We start from the raw sequence: 14312 nt of genomic DNA on the forward strand, positions 1-14312 counted from the left end.
TGGTCGGTCGTCGGGGTGGCCGAGGTGGTGGTCGTCGGCGCGGGGGTCACCGCCGGGGTGACCGGGACCGGGTCCGGGTCGGTGCCGCGGTAGTCGGCGGTGGCGGTGTGTCCGGCGGTCCACCAGAAGGCCGCGCCCGCCGCCACGATCACCGGGGCGATGAGGGCCGCCAGCATGGCCGCGAGACGGCGCAGGCGGCGACGGCGGGCCTGAACCAGCAGGGTGACAAGGGTTTCCACGGCGAGGGTGAACGCCGCCGCGCTGACCACGGCGGCCAGCGCCCAGGCGGCGTCGGGTTGCCGCGACCACTGGGCCAGGGCCGCGACCGCGCCGACGCCTACCAGGCCGCCGACGAGCACGCCGAGGAAACCCTTGGCCGCGTAGGGGTAGCTGCCCAGTGCGTCTTCCTCGCCGCCCTTGCGCCGCAACCACGCCAGGAAGATCAGCACGTGGCCGACCCCGGCGCCGACGGCCGCGGCCACCAGCAGCACCTGGGCGTCGTGCACCTCGGCCGCCTCGTGGCCGGTGGCCAGCAGCACGGCCCCGTACCCGGCCATGAGCGCGGTCACCACCAGGGTCGCGAGTCCGGCGAGCGCTCCGGGCCGGGCGCCGATCCGCCGCCTCGGATACCCCTCGGGCAGCTGTCGCCGCAGCATCCGGTACACCACGAACCAGGCCACCGGAATCACCGCGAGCAGCACGGGCAGCAGGCCGAGCAAGCCCGCCGGGGGCAGCCACACCGACGCCAGCGCGGCGATTCCCGCACCGGCCCACACCCATTCGGCCAGCCGCAGCAGTCCCCGCCAGGTGCGGGCCGACAGCGTCTGCCGCGCGGGCAGATGGTCCGGCCGGGAGGCGAGCAGCCCGCGCAGCACACCCACCGGTCCCCCGCGCCACGCCTGCAGGCGCGCTTGCAGCACAAGCAGTTCCGGGTGCAGCGAGTTCAGCGCGAGCCCGTCCTCGACGTGCTTCGCCGCCGCGATGCGGTCGGAGAACTCGAGTTCCACCTCGGCCGCCGCGGCATGGGTGTCGGCGGTCGGCGCGATCCGCAGCGCCCGCACCACGGCGGTGCGCGCCTCGGAACGTTCGGCTTCACTGGGGCCGAATTTCCGCGCGATCACCCCCGCCACGGTGAGCAGCGCGTTCGGATTCTCCGGCGCGAGCGAAACGGCAACCCGCGCATGCCGAATCGCCTCCTCCCACCGCGCCGACGCCTCGAACGCCAGCGCCGCGGTCAGATGCGGCTCCACCCGATCGGGGTCGGCCGCGATGGCCAATCCGACCATCCGTAGCGCCTCGTCCACCCGGTCCAGCCGATAGGCGATATCGGCCATCGAATTCAACAGTTCCGGATCGTGCGGTGCGTCCTCCAACGCGTCCCCGACTATCCGCCGAGCCTCTTCCAGCCGTCCGAGATCACTTGCGGCACGCGCGCTTTCCAGCACCTGCGAGGTGTCGTTCATCCCTCTCCCGATCAAAGCACTCCGGACGCTGAGACTAGCCTGTCAGCGACCGGCGGGCAGCGGCACCCGGCCGACAGCCGCCGACAGTCTCGCACGCGGGCCGCCGGAAGGTAGCCGAACCGATTCGGGGCGGGCTAGCCGACCAGGCGGCGCACCGCCGCGGGCAGATCGCGGGTGCGGCGGTAGGGCCCCGCCACCGCCGCCCCGAACGGGCGGGAGAGCAGGGTGCGGGCGATGGCGGACACCTCGTCGGTGGTGACTTCGTCTATGCGGGCGAGGGTTTCGGAGACGCTGCGGTGATTGCCGTAGCTGAGTTCGCTGCGGCCGATGCGGTTCATGCGCGAGCCGGAGTCCTCCAGACCGAGCACCAGCCCGCCCCGTAGCGAACCCTTGGCGCGGGCGCATTCGGCGTCGGTGATGCCGTCGGCGGCCACCTCCTCGAGCACGCCGCGCGCCAAAGCCGCCACCTTGCCGAGGTTTTCGGGCTGGCAGCCGAGATACACCGAGAAGGCCCCGGTGTCGGCGAAGGTGTCCACGCTCGAGTACACCGAGTACGCCAGCCCGCGCTCCTCGCGAATGCGCTGGAACAGCCGCGAACTCAGCCCACCGCCGAGCACCGTGTTGAGCACCGACAGCGGCCAGCGCTTCTCACCCTCGTGCCGACCGAATGCCCGGGTGCCGAACACCAGATGCGCCTGTTCGCTGTCGCGGAACATGCGGTGCAGTTCGGGGGCGCCGCGCGGCCGGAATCGGCCCTCGCGGCGCGGGGCCGGTTCCCGGCCGGGTTCGAGCCGGTCGGCGAAGGCGCGGTGCACCAGCTCGACGGTGTGCTCGTGTTCGACATTGCCCGCCACCGCGACCACCATCCGGTCCGGCCGATAGCGGCGCAGGTGGAACGAGTGCAGCTGGTGCGCCTGCATGGCTTCGATGGTCTCGATGGATCCGATGACCGGGCGGCCCACGGGGTGATCACCGAACAGCGCCGACAGGAAGGTGTCGCCCACGATGTCCTCGGGATCGTCGTCGCGCATGGCGATCTCCTCGAGCACCACCTGCCGCTCGACGGCCACGTCCTCGGCCCGGCACAACCCGCGCAGCACCACATCGGACACCAGATCCACCGCCAGCGGCAGATCCTCGTCGATGACGTGCGCGTAGTAGCAGGTCTGCTCCTTGGCGGTGAACGCATTGAGTTCGCCGCCGACCGCATCCATGGCCTGCGCGATATCGAGGGCCGAGCGGGTGGGCGTCGCCTTGAACAGCAGATGTTCGAGGAAGTGCGCCGCCCCGGCCACGGTGGGCCCCTCGTCGCGCGAGCCGACGCCGACCCACACGCCGATGGAGGCCGACCGCACCCCGGGCACGTGTTCGGTGACGACCCGCAGCCCGCCGGGCAGTACGGTCTTGCGCACACCGGTATCGGCCAGCGTCGCTTCGGTGGTGGAGAGCCTCAACGAAGGGGCTTTGCTACCCGACAGTGGAGTGTCCTTCTTCCGAACCATGTTTCCCACACAGCATGTTGACCACACGATGGCATCCGAGGCAACGAAACCCGGCAATGAAAATCCGGTGGCCCCTCACCCGATTATCGGGGTGAGGGGCCACCGCGCGTTACGGACGGCCGAAGGTTACTCCGCGTCGGCCGGAGCCGCCGCCTCGGACTCCTCCTCGACCGGCACCAGGGAGATCTTGCCGCGGTTGTCGATATCGGCGATCTCCACGCGGATCTTGTCGCCGACGTTCACCACGTCCTCGACCTTCGCGACCCGCTTGCCGTTGCCCAGCTTGGAGATGTGCACCAGACCGTCACGGCCCGGCAGCAGCGAGACGAACGCGCCGAAGGCGGTGGTCTTCACGACCGTGCCCAGGAAGCGCTCGCCGACCTTCGGCAGCTGCGGGTTGGCGATGGCGTTGATGGCGTCGATGGCGGCCTGCGCGGACGGGCCGTCGGTCGCGCCGACGAACACGGTGCCGTCGTCCTCGATGGAGATGTTCGCGCCGGTGTCCTCGGTGATCTGGTTGATGACCTTGCCCTTGGGTCCGATCACCTCGCCGATCTTGTCCACCGGGATCTTGATGGCGGTGACGCGCGGGGCGTAGGGGCTCATCTCGTCCGGGGTGGCGATGGCCTCGGCCATCACGTCCAGGATGGTGAGGCGAGCGTCCTTGGCCTGGTTCAGCGCACCGGCGAGCACCTGCGACGGGATGCCGTCCAGCTTGGTGTCCAGCTGCAGGGCGGTCACGAAGTCGGGGGTACCGGCGACCTTGAAGTCCATGTCGCCGAAGGCATCCTCGGCGCCCAGGATGTCGGTGAGGGCCACGTAGCGGACCTCGTCCTCACCCTTGTCGTTCTTGATCGTGTCCGACACCAGACCCATGGCGATACCGGCGACCGGGGCCTTCAGCGGCACACCGGCGTTCAGCAGCGACAGGGTGGAGGCGCACACCGAACCCATGGAGGTGGAGCCGTTGGAGCCCAGCGCCTCCGACACCTGGCGGATGGCGTACGGGAAGTCCTCCTGCGAGGGCAGCACCGGCACCAGCGCCCGCTCGGCGAGCGCGCCGTGGCCGATCTCGCGGCGCTTGGGCGAACCCACGCGACCGGTCTCACCGGTGGAGAACGGCGGGAAGTTGTAGTGGTGCATGTAGCGCTTGGAGGTCTCCGGGCCGAGCGAGTCGACCTGCTGCGCCATCTTCACCATGTCGAGGGTGGTGACACCCATGATCTGGGTCTCGCCGCGCTCGAACAGCGCCGAACCGTGCGCGCGGGGCACCACGGCGACCTCGGCGGACAGGGCACGGATATCGGCCAGACCGCGACCGTCGATGCGGAAGCCGTCGGACAGGATGCGCTGGCGCACCAGCTTCTTGGTGACCGAGCGGAACGCCGCGCCGATCTCCTTCTCGCGGCCCTCGAAGTCCTCGGCCAGGCTGGAGAGCACCTCGAGCTTGATCTCGTCGATCTTCTCCTCGCGCTCCTGCTTGCCCGCGATGGACAGCGCCTCGTTCAGCGGACGCTTGGCGGTGCCCTCCACGGCCTCGAAGACATCCTGCTGGTAGGGCAGGAAGAGCGGGAACTCCTCGGTCTCCTTGGCGGCCAGGGTGGCCAGATCCTGCTGCGCCTTGCACAGGCGGGCGATGAACGGCTTGGCGGCCTCCAGGCCCTGGGCCACCACGGCCTCGGTGGGCGCCTGCGCGCCACCGGCGACCAGTTCGATGACCTTCTCGGTGGCCTCGGCCTCGACCATCATGATGGCGACGTCACCGTCGACCACGCGACCGGCGACCACCATGTCGAAGACGGCGTCCTCGAGCTGCTCCACGGTCGGGAAGGCGACCCACTGCCCGTCGATGAGCGCCACGCGCACGCCGCCGACCGGGCCGGAGAACGGCAGACCGGCGAGCTGGGTGGACGCCGACGCGGCATTGATGGCCACCACGTCGTACAGATCCTTGGGATCCAGCGACATGACGGTCACCACGACCTGGATCTCGTTGCGCAGACCGTCGACGAAGGACGGGCGCAGCGGGCGGTCGATCAGGCGGCAGGTCAGGATGGCGTCGGTGGAGGGACGGCCCTCACGGCGGAAGAACGAGCCGGGGATGCGGCCCGCGGCGTACATCCGCTCCTCGACGTCGACCGTCAGCGGGAAGAAGTCGAACTGGTCCTTGGGCTGCTTGCCCGCGGTGGTGGCCGACAGCAGCATGGTCTCGTCGTCCAGGTAGGCGACGACGGAGCCGGCGGCCTGCTTGGCCAGGCGGCCGGTCTCGAAGCGGATGGTGCGGGTTCCGAGGTCACCGTTGTCGATGAGCGCTACGGATTCGAAAACGCCGGGCTCGACCTCGGCGGCGGAACCGGTCGTCACAGTCTCTGTCATTGTTCTTCTCTCAACCTCTCGTCTCGCCGGACCCGCGTGCGCTAGGTCAGCGCGCGATCCGGCATCGTCAGCCGTACCCGGCGTGGACACGCCACAGCCCTCCTGGCGGCAGCGCGCACACCCGTGCCGATATCCCCTTGGATACAGCGACGCGGAGGCGGTCATCGATCGAAGCCCTCCGGGCCGCGCGAGTGCGGCGCACCGAAAAGCCACTACCGAAGACCGACGCCACGCGACGGGTGCATACGGCTGTGCGTTGGTCGTGCATGCACCACTGGCCGCATGCACGAATAGCCAACGAGGAGATTCTAAGCCTCCCCGTTGGCTGCTTCGTCAACAGGCTCCGGGAACCCGGAGTTGTGTCGCGATGATCAGCGACGCAGGCCGAGCCGCTCGATCAGGGCACGGTAGCGCTCGATGTCCTTGTCCTGCAGGTACTTCGAGAGACGCTTGCGACGACCGATGAGCGCCATCAGACCGTGGCGGGTGTGGTGGTCGTGCTTGTGCTTCTTGAGGTGCTCGGTGATATCGGCGATCCGCTTCGACAGCAGCGCGATCTGCGCCTCCGGGGAACCGGTGTCCTTCTCGTGGACGCCGTACTCGGCGAGGATCGCCTTCTTCTGCTCGGTGGTCAGAGCCACAGAATTTCTCCTGTAATTTCCAGTCCGCGCTCGAAGTGCCAGGTCGCCCCGGGTGGGTGCCGCCGCGGACCGCAGCAAACCCAGCGGACCAGAGTACACGAACCCTCAGGCGAGGATTTCGCGGGCCTGCTTCACATCGCGGCCCATGGCCTCCACCAGTTCGTCGATGGAGTCGAACTTGCGCATCCCGCGCAGCTGTTCGACGAAGTCCACCGCCACCCGCTTGCCGTAGAGATCGCCGTCGAAGTCCAGCACATGCGGTTCCACGGTGCGGTTGCGACCGTCGAAGGTGGGGTTGGTGCCCACCGAGACGGCGGCCATGCGCCGGACCGGATCGCCGGAGTCCAGCACGGTGAACCAGCCCGCGTACACGCCGTCGGCGGGGACGGCGGCATGCAGGTGCGGGGCCACATTGGCGGTCGGGAAACCGAGGCCCTTGCCGCGCCCGTCCCCGCGCACCACGATGCCCTCCACTCGATGCGGGCGGCCCAGCGCCTCCGCGGCGGCGGCCATGTCACCGGCGACCACGCAGGAGCGGATGTAGGTGGAGGAGAAGGTCACCGCGTGCTCGCCGAGCAGCTGCACCCCGTCGGTGTCGAAGCCGTAGCGGCCGCCCAGCTCGCGCATGGTGTCCACGGTGCCGGCGGCCTGCTTGCCGAAGGTGAAGTTGTCGCCCACCACCACCTCGGCCACCTGCAGCTTGTCCACGAGCAGCTCCTGCACGTAGCGCTCGGGGGTCAGCTTCATGAACTCCTGGGTGAACGGCATCACCACCATGACGTCGATGCCGAGTTCGGCCACCAGTTCGGCGCGGCGGTCCAGTGTGGTCAGCTGCGCGGGATGCGAACCGGGCCGCACCACCTCGAGCGGATGCGGGTCGAAGGTCATGAGCACCGCGGGAACGCCCCGTGCCGCAGCGGATTTCACCGCGCGGCTGATGAGCTGAGCGTGACCCCGGTGCACGCCGTCGAACACCCCGATCGTGAGCACGCACCGGCCCCACTCCGCGGGCATCTCATCGAGACTTCGCCATCTCTGCACAAGCGCAGCTTACGGAAAGCGCGTCACAGACAATATTCGGCCGTGGTGATGTTCACCGCCGGACCGACCCCCGCCACCCCCGATTCACCCCCGCGCCGGGTGCGCGCCACCACCCGTCACCACACCGTTCGAACAGTCGCGCACCGGCTCGACCAGCAGGCGCGCCGATGTGGGAAACCGGGCGAGGTATGCCTAAGCTCGGGGACGTGCCAGGAAAACGAGACATCGCCACGCGCCGCGAGCTGGCCGATCCGTCCGCATCCGCACCCCTCGGAGATGTCGCCACCACCGCGGTGAGTTCGAGCACGAGTGTCGCACCGGTGCTGTCGTCGGTCGCGCAGGACTATCTGAAGGTGATCTGGACCGCGCAGGAGTGGTCGCAGGAGAAGGTGTCGACCAAGCTGTTGGCCGAGCGGATCGGAGTGTCGGCCTCGACGGTGTCGGAAGCCGTGCGCAAACTCGCCGACCAGGGCCTGGTCGAGCACGCCCGCTACGGGGCCATCACGCTGACCGAGGAGGGCCGCCGGGCGGCCGTCGCCATGGTGCGGCGACACCGGCTCATCGAGACCTTCCTGGTGCAGGAGCTCGGCTACGGGTGGGACGAGGTGCACGACGAGGCGGAGGTGCTCGAGCACGCGGTCTCGGAGACCCTCATGGCGCGCATCGACGCCAAGCTGGGGCATCCGGACCGCGATCCGCACGGCGATCCGATTCCCTCGGCGGACGGCGCGGTGCCCACGCCCCCGGCCCGGCAGCTCTCCGATTTCCACGACGGCGAATCCGGGCGGGTCGCGCGGATCTCCGATTCCGATCCGGCCATGCTGCGCTACTTCGATTCGCTCGGCATCGCGCTGGACACCCCGATCGCGGTGGTGGAGCGGCGGGACTTCGCGGGCACCATCGCCATTCGCGTGGACGACCGCACCATCGACCTGGGCGGTATCGCCGCCGAGGCCATCTGGCTGACGGCCTAGTCCCCCGGCGGGTTCAGACCAGTCGGTGCCCGCCGTCGACGTGCAGAACCGTACCGGTCACGAACGGGTTGCGCAGCAGCGAGAGCACGGCCGCCGCGATGTCCTCCGGTGTGCCGAGGCGTCCGGCGGGCAGCCGCCCCGCCATGGCGGCCAGCCGCTGTTCCTTGTCGGGCCAGCCGAGCCGATCCCAGATCGAGGTCCGCACCCAGCCCGGCGACACCACGTTCACCCGGGTCGGCCCCAACTCCACGGCCAGCGCGTAGGCCAGCGACTCCAGCGCCCCGTTCACCGCCGCCACCATGGCTCCCCCGGCCGCCGGGCGGTAGGCCGCGATCCCGGAGGTGAAGGTGAGCGAACCCCCGGCCCGCACCCGGGCGTACTTGGCCACCAGCATGGACCCGATCAACTTGGTATCGAGAAAGCCACGCCCCGCCGCGAAGTCGAACTCCCCGATCGGCCCGTACGCCCCACCCACATCCGCGGCCGTGCTGATCACATGATCGACCGGGCCGATCTGCTCGAACAACCGCGCCGCCCGCACCTCGTCCCCGATATCGGCGACCATCCAATCCACCTCGCCGCCACCGGTTGTCGGCCCGGCGGGCACCGCAGCAGCGGAGTGAACCACCGTGTGACCGGACGCGGCATCGGCATCGGCCGAAGCCGCGGCACCGACCGCGGCCGAGCGCAATTCCCGCACGGCCCGCGCGAGCCGCTCCTCCGAGCGGCCGACAATGGTCACCCTGCTCCCCGCCGCGACCAGAGCCGCGGCAATGGCGCGCCCCATCCCGGACCCACCACCGATCACCACCGCCCGCCCGATATCGTCCCAGCTCGGCACAGCCTGCTCCGCCGCAGCGGTCGCCTGCCCGCTGGTGGCGATGTCACGGGCCGACGCGGAGGTGGGTGTCGGGATACCGGTCGAGGGGTTCTTGTTCGCTGTCATGGATTCCAGCCGACCAGGGGTGGCGGCGGGGGTCCATATCGTGAGGGCGAAGGCGTGTGAGGGGTGGGCTAATGGGGCCGGTCCGGGAGGGGGCCGGTGGTGAGGATGTCGGCTATCTCACGGACCAGGGGGTCGCGGGTGGCGGTGCGCCAGGCGGCGAGGTAGGTGATGCGCAGGGGGCCGGAACGCAGTGGGCGCCAGGCCAATCCGGGGGTTCCGGCGGTGCGGCCGGAGCCGAGGCCGATGGCGTCGGGGCGCAGTGGGAGCAGGGACAGCATTTGGGCGTGACTGAGGGCGCTGTCGCTGAGCACCACGTCCGCGCCGCGCTCGCGCAGTTGGCGCAGCAGGTCGTCGTGCAGTTCGGGGGCGGAGGCGCGGGCGAACAGGATCAGTTCGAAGCCGGACAGGGCGGTGGGGTCGATGGCGTCGTGGGCGGCGAGGGGGTGGGCGGCGGACATGAGCACGCCGAGTTCCTCCTCGATGACGTGCGCCTGGGTGAGGTGCGGTGGCAGCGACGCCGGGCCGCGCAGCACCGCCAGATCCACCTCGTCCTGATCGACCAGGCGCACCTGTTCGGCGGAGGTCCCCGTGGTCAATGCCACTCGCAGGCCTGGTTTGTGGGCACGCAGCAACGCCTCCATGCGAGCCGACAGTCCGAACGGCGCACCGTTGACCACGCCGAGCCGGAAGGCCGCGTCCGCCCGCACGGCCGCGCGGGTGCGGCGCACCGCGCCGTCGGCCGCCGCCAGTACCTCGCGCGCCGAGGCCAACAGCACCGCCCCGGCGGCGGTGAGCTCGACCCCCTGCGGCCCGCGCACCAGCAGCAGCCCGCCGACCTCGCGCTCGATGGCCCGGATCTGCTGGCTCAGCGTCGGCGTCGAGATGAACAACCGCTCCGCCGCCCGCCGAAAATGCAACTCCTCCGCCACGGCGACGAAATACCGTAACTGCCGCAACTCCACCACACCCGAACCCTAGCCACCCCGTCGCAGGAGGTGAACCGGCGACGAATCGGGCCGAGGCCACAAGCAGCGGGTCCGCGCGGTCGTGTGACGGATGCCACCCGCCGCTCAGCAGACGGGGAAGTACTCCTCGAGTCCGACCGGCACCCCGTCGGCCCGCGCCTGCGCCCGGCACACGTCGTTGGGGAAGTACACGTAGGTGGTCCACGGCGCACCATCCACCCGGCGCACCATCCGCTGACTGTCGCCCGGGATATCCCAGGCGATGACCGCCCAGGACCGGTCACAGTACGCCACGCTGGGCGTGGCGGTGGTGAACGGCGGCCCCGCACCGAGATCGTGCACGATGGTCTGTGCGGCGCAGACCGGTTCGGGCGCCGGATCCTGGAATCGCAAGCTGCCGAACACGGTCTGGCCGTCGGACTCCACGAACAGCGTGTGCATCCCCTCGGGCACCGGGTCGGTTCCGGGTGGTGGATTCATGCCGAACCGGTAGCACCCCACCGGAACCGAGAAGGCGGCCTGCCCGTCGATTCCGGTGGTCGCGGTCCACCGCTCGGCCTCGGGTGTGCCCTCCGGCAGATCGTGGGCGAGTGGATCACAGGGCCGGAACAGCGCCAGTTCCACCGGAACATACGGAATCGCGGTGCCGGAGAGGCTGGCGGTCCGGATCACGACCGTGCCGCTGCCGCGCGGCGGCTCCGAATCCTGGGACGGCGTGACGGTGGTCCTCGGATCGGTCCGCGTCGCTGCGGGCGCGCTCGGATTCGTCACGCCCGGAACGACTGTCGGCCCGCCGGACGGCGGCGCTGTCACCGTCACCGTGGGGGCGGTGGTGCCGGGCGGTGGATCCGGTTCGGCGTTCTCACATGCCGTCACCGCCACCAACGCCCCGCCCAGCAGTACCGCCTGTAGGATTCGCCGCGTTCGCATAGTCGTAGACCTCCGGTCGCATCATCCCGACATCGGGGATATCGGCTCCGGACCGGCTGCGATTACCGCTGCTCATCCCCTAGTTCCTGGGGCGTGACAGGAGCGGCCCCGTCCTGGATCAGTTCCCAGTCCCCCGGCAGCCCTTCCACTGTGACCGAGGTTCCCTCGGCCTCGATGGTCACCGTCGCCGCGCCCAGGCGCAGATCCGCCAGCCGTACCCGCCCGGCCCGCTCGGGCAGGCGCGGGGTGACGGTGAGGGTGCGACGCGGCACATTGGGTGTGAGCCCGAGGAAGGAGCGCATGAGCAGCAGTGGCGCGGCGCTGGCCCACGCCTGCGGGGAGCAGGAGGTGGGATAGGGCACCGGAGAACGGAATTCGGAGCGTCCGAAGCCGCAGTACAGCTCCGGCGGCCGCGCGCCGAAGCTCATGACGGCCTCGGTGAGTCCGCCCGCCAGCCGCTCGGCCAACTCCCATGCTCCGGGCAGGTGCCGGTAGCGCAGCAGTCCCGCGACGGCGATGGCGGTGTCGTGCGGCCACACCGAACCATTGTGGTAGCCCATGGGATTGAACCGCCGCATGGACGAGGACAGCGTGCGCAGCCCGAAACCGCTGTCCATATCGGCGTTTCCGAGATGTTCGATGAGCTGCGCGGCGCGTTCATCGGGCACGATTCCGGTCCACAGACAGTGCGCCACATTGCTGCCGAGCGCGTCGACCTGACGTTTGCCGCCGTCGAGTGCCATGGCGTACCAACCGGATCGGGGCAGCCAGAACGCATCGTCGAACCGCTCGCGCAGCTTCTCTGCCTCGGCCCGCAGCCGCGCGGCCCGCCCCTTCTCGCCGAAGGCTTCGGCCAGTTCGGCGCGGCCGAGCTTGGCGGCGTAGGTGTAGGCCTGCACCTCGCACAGCGCGATGGGCGGTTCGGCGAGGTGTCCGTCGGCGAAACTGATCGAGTCCCAGCTGTCCTTCCAGCCCTGGTTGGCCAGGCCCCGATCGGTTTTGCGGCGGTACTCGACAAACCCGTCGCCGTCGCTGTCGCCGAAGCGGTCGATCCATTCCAGGGCGGCGTCGGCGGCGGGCAGCAGTTCGCGGATGGCGGACTCCTCCACGCCCCAGCGCCAGCATTCGGCGAGCAGCATGACGAACAGCGGGGTGGCGTCGGCGGTACCGAAGTACACGGTGCCGCCGAGCACCTGGTCGCCGCCGGGTCCGTGCCGCATCTCGTGCATGATGCGGCCGGGCTCCTCCTCGGTGACCGGATCCACCTGGGTGCCTTGCAGTTTCGCGAGCTGGCGCAGGGTGCCCAGCGCCAGGTCGGAGTCCAGCAGCAACGCCATCCAGGAGGTGAGCAGACTGTCGCGGCCGAACAGCGCCATGAACCACGGCGCGCCCGCCGCCACGTACGCGGTGCCGTCGGCCGGATCGTCCATCCGCAGCGCACCGAGATCGCTCTCGGTGCGCTGCAGGACGGCGGTCAGGCCGACGTCACCGGTGGTGAGCCGGGTGGCGGTGGCCCGCCACTGGCGAATCTTGTTGGTGGGGCTGTCCTCGTCGTCCGCGGTGAGGTTCATCGGCACCGCGCGGTGCTCCAGGATCGGCTGGCACAGCACCACCGTCTGCCAGGTGCCGCGGCGGGGTACGACGATCCGCCAGCTCATGGTGCCGAGCTGGACGACCGGGTCTCCGGTCGCGGTCACCGTGAGACCGCGACCGGAGTCCTTGCGATCGGTGAGGTGCAGGGCGCTGTCGGAGATGTTGAGTTCACATCCGCCGCCATCGACCCGCCCCGCCTTGACCGCGAACAGATCCGCGAAATCGGAGTCGGCGGTGAGCGTGAGGGTCATGGCGGTGTCCTCGTCGCCGAGGTTGTGCACCACGATCTTCTCGCGCATGCCGTCACCGATCATCCGCTTGCGCAGTACCAGCACGGTGGCGTCGGCCACGCCGGGCCGCGGCTGTTTCCGCGCGACGAACCGTGCCCGGAACGCTTCCGGCATCATGACCGAAAGCTGTTCCGGGGCATGGCCGTCGAGCCGGAGCTCCCAGCGGGCCAGGACGCGGGCGTCCCGGTAGAACAGGCCCTGCGAAGTGCCCGCGTGGATATCGCCGAGTTGGTCCGACAGACAGAAGGTGCTCGCCTCGACCATGGTCACGATGCCGCCGTGACCATCGGCGATCGGGGGCTGACCGGCGTTGAAGATACTCATTGCGGGCTGCGCACCGCCCCGCTGACCGCCGCCGTACCCAGCACGGTCGGGGTCGCCAACCGCTGTTCGGGTACGAGGATCGGCATGGCTTCGGCCTCGACCCGACGCCCGGCCGCGACCCGCTCAGCCGCGACCCGTGCGGCCACGGCACGGCGGTAGGCCGTCTCGTAGCCGGACGCGAGCCGGTCGGAGGCGAACAGCCGCTCCACCCGCTCCCGGCAGGCGTAGGGGTCGATTTCGTCGGCCCGCGCGATGAATTCGGGCAGCTGCTCCGGATCGTCGCAGATGAAGCCGGTGACACCGTGTTCGATCACCTCGTCGACCGCGCCGCCGCGCAGCGCGATGACGGGGGTGCCGCACACCATGGCCTCGATCATGACGATGCCGAAGGGCTCCTCCCAGCGGATCGGGAAGAGCAGGCAGCGCGCGCCCGCCAGCAGATGCCGCTTGGCGACCGCGTCCGCCTCACCGAAGACGTCGTCGCCGTCGGCGAGCAGTGGTCGGACGGCCTCCTCGAAATACTTCTTCTCGGGCGGCTCGTTGCACTTGCCCGCCAGCACCAGGCGCAGTCCGGCCGCGTGTGCGGCATCGAGCGCCAGATGCGGTCCCTTGTACGGCGCGTACCGGCCGAGGAACAGCGCGTAATCCTGCTTCTCGGTGCGGAACGGCCATTCTTCCGGCCGAATCGCATTGTGTACGCGGGCAATCCAATTCAGATCCGGCACCAATTCGCGCTGCCGGTCGCTGATGGCGACCAACTGCACGTCCTGGTCGAAGGACCGATAGTACTCGTGCATGTCCGGGTCGACCGGACCGTGCACGGTGACCACCGTCGGAATACCGAGCGTGCGATACGCCGCGGCGTTCAGCGGACCGGCGAAAGTGTGGTCGTGCACGATATCGACGGAGTCTTCTCCGTTCAATTCCATGATGACGCGTAAAGCCTTCATGGCATGCACGATCTCAGGATACGGCTCGCCGAGCCGATGCGCCTGAATTTCATTCCAAACCGGGATGAATCGGGCCTTGGTACCTGGCCGACCTGCACCGATGAGGGTCACTCGATGTCCACGATCCACGAGTTCATCGGCCAGTGTCGCCACTATCGCCTCGACGCCGCCATACCCTGCCGGTGGGATATCGAAATACGGCGGAGCCACCATGACGATATTCAACGGCCTGTCCGGGCCGGTGCCCGAACCGGGCGAAACCGCCCTGGCCGAACGTACGAAATCGAAAATGGTGGCGGGATAATCCTCGTCGGATT

The 14312-nt window shown here is 69.6% G+C and carries 11 protein-coding genes; 1 reads left to right on the forward strand and 10 read right to left on the reverse strand.

The window, feature by feature from the left end:
- The 5 genes from ON31_RS20395 to ON31_RS20415 all read right to left on the reverse strand — a co-directional run.
- A partial coding sequence (locus ON31_RS20395; RefSeq protein WP_039815915.1) for a tetratricopeptide repeat protein occupies positions 1–1463 on the reverse strand: 1463 nt, incomplete at its 3' end.
- Between the two features lie 134 nt (positions 1464–1597).
- Positions 1598–2965 (reverse strand): M16 family metallopeptidase, encoded by a 1368-nt coding sequence (locus tag ON31_RS20400; protein WP_081592604.1) that lies wholly within the window; start codon positions 2963–2965, stop codon positions 1598–1600.
- 126 nt (positions 2966–3091) lie between these two features.
- Positions 3092–5341: a polyribonucleotide nucleotidyltransferase gene (locus ON31_RS20405; protein WP_029928110.1), complete on the reverse strand. Its 2250-nt coding sequence runs from the start codon at positions 5339–5341 to the stop codon at positions 3092–3094.
- A 371-nt stretch (positions 5342–5712) separates the two neighbouring features.
- On the reverse strand, positions 5713–5982 hold the full coding sequence (gene rpsO / locus ON31_RS20410) for a 30S ribosomal protein S15 (protein WP_029928108.1): 270 nt from the start codon (positions 5980–5982) through the stop codon (positions 5713–5715).
- 105 nt (positions 5983–6087) lie between these two features.
- On the reverse strand, positions 6088–7023 hold the full coding sequence (locus ON31_RS20415) for a bifunctional riboflavin kinase/FAD synthetase (protein ID WP_051037529.1): 936 nt from the start codon (positions 7021–7023) through the stop codon (positions 6088–6090).
- 188 nt (positions 7024–7211) lie between these two features.
- Between ON31_RS20415 and ON31_RS20420 the strand changes: the two genes are divergently transcribed.
- Entirely contained in the window at positions 7212–7997 is a 786-nt protein-coding gene (locus ON31_RS20420) for a metal-dependent transcriptional regulator (protein WP_081592605.1), read from the forward strand.
- A 13-nt stretch (positions 7998–8010) separates the two neighbouring features.
- Here ON31_RS20420 and ON31_RS20425 read toward each other — a convergent pair whose 3' ends face one another.
- The 5 genes from ON31_RS20425 to ON31_RS20445 all read right to left on the reverse strand — a co-directional run bounded on the left by ON31_RS20425 (position 8011) and on the right by ON31_RS20445 (position 14208).
- Positions 8011–8943, reverse strand: a complete 933-nt coding sequence (locus ON31_RS20425; RefSeq protein ID WP_081592606.1) for an SDR family oxidoreductase — start codon at positions 8941–8943, stop codon at positions 8011–8013.
- Positions 8944–9011: 68 nt separating this feature from the next.
- Positions 9012–9908: a LysR substrate-binding domain-containing protein gene (locus tag ON31_RS20430; RefSeq protein ID WP_051037530.1), complete on the reverse strand. Its 897-nt coding sequence runs from the start codon at positions 9906–9908 to the stop codon at positions 9012–9014.
- A gap of 105 nt (positions 9909–10013) precedes the next feature.
- On the reverse strand, positions 10014–10838 hold the full coding sequence (locus ON31_RS20435; RefSeq protein WP_039815922.1) for a hypothetical protein: 825 nt from the start codon (positions 10836–10838) through the stop codon (positions 10014–10016).
- A 62-nt stretch (positions 10839–10900) separates the two neighbouring features.
- Positions 10901–13045 (reverse strand): amylo-alpha-1,6-glucosidase, encoded by a 2145-nt coding sequence (locus ON31_RS20440; RefSeq protein ID WP_051037531.1) that lies wholly within the window; start codon positions 13043–13045, stop codon positions 10901–10903.
- Positions 13042–14208, reverse strand: coding sequence for a glycosyltransferase family 4 protein (locus ON31_RS20445; RefSeq protein ID WP_255222186.1), 1167 nt, complete (start codon positions 14206–14208; stop codon positions 13042–13044). Before ON31_RS20445 ends, ON31_RS20440 begins: the two co-directional genes overlap by 4 nt.
- Between the last annotated feature and the right edge of the window lie 104 nt (positions 14209–14312).

This window comes from Nocardia otitidiscaviarum NBRC 14405 (assembly GCF_000308635.1).
GTDB lineage: Bacteria > Actinomycetota > Actinomycetes > Mycobacteriales > Mycobacteriaceae > Nocardia > Nocardia otitidiscaviarum.

Coding starts and splice junctions, on each gene's coding strand:
- ON31_RS20435 (WP_039815922.1), bottom strand. CDS start 10,838: ATGCGAACGCGGCGAATCCTACAGGCGGTACTGCTGGGCGGGGCGTTG.
- ON31_RS20405 (WP_029928110.1), bottom strand. CDS start 5,341: ATGACAGAGACTGTGACGACCGGTTCCGCCGCCGAGGTCGAGCCCGGC.
- ON31_RS20440 (WP_051037531.1), bottom strand. CDS start 13,045: ATGAGTATCTTCAACGCCGGTCAGCCCCCGATCGCCGATGGTCACGGC.
- ON31_RS20400 (WP_081592604.1), bottom strand. CDS start 2,965: ATGGTTCGGAAGAAGGACACTCCACTGTCGGGTAGCAAAGCCCCTTCG.
- ON31_RS20420 (WP_081592605.1), top strand. CDS start 7,212: ATGCCTAAGCTCGGGGACGTGCCAGGAAAACGAGACATCGCCACGCGC.
- ON31_RS20425 (WP_081592606.1), bottom strand. CDS start 8,943: ATGACAGCGAACAAGAACCCCTCGACCGGTATCCCGACACCCACCTCC.
- ON31_RS20445 (WP_255222186.1), bottom strand. CDS start 14,208: ATGGTGGCTCCGCCGTATTTCGATATCCCACCGGCAGGGTATGGCGGC.